This window comes from Cedecea sp. B1(4), from assembly GCF_059414925.1.
Window position 1 is genome coordinate 1 of the sequence record NZ_JCAHMZ010000355.1, and the last position, 435, is coordinate 435.

Below are 435 nucleotides of genomic sequence, written 5' to 3' on the forward strand. Positions count from 1 at the left end.
GCCACGGCACCCTGGATCGTGTTGACCAGCACGGCCAACATCTGATCGACAGCGCGTTGAGATTGGCCGGTTTCGGTAGCAACGATTTCGACCAGTTCTTGACGGTTCATCAGGTTTCCTTGTGTTCTTGTTCGTGCATGGTGTGCGCAACTTCCTTCGCGCGTTTGCGGGCGTCCTCAGCGATGTGCTCGCTGAAGTCGGGATGTTCTTCAATAAAGTCGAGCACCGTCATTTCGTCTTCCAAAGACATGGCGGTCGCATGGGGCCTGAGAACTTGCAAGGCCTGTTCCACGACTCTTCGCTCATCAGGATCTTCGGGCATGCGAACGACATAGGTGATGTATTGATCCATCATGTTTCCGTTGTCTGAGTGATTAGGCTAAGTAGGTCCAGAGCCATTCATTACGGGTCTGCCCGCTTCGTTTCATTTGCACA

Annotated in this window: 1 protein-coding gene; it reads right to left on the reverse strand. The window is 53.1% G+C overall.

The window, feature by feature from the left end:
• Window positions 1–109 precede the first annotated feature (109 nt).
• A complete protein-coding gene (locus tag ACR6JA_RS23265; RefSeq protein ID WP_494599900.1) occupies window positions 110–355 on the reverse strand; it encodes a hypothetical protein in 246 nt (81 codons plus the stop codon).
• Window positions 356–435 lie beyond the last annotated feature (80 nt).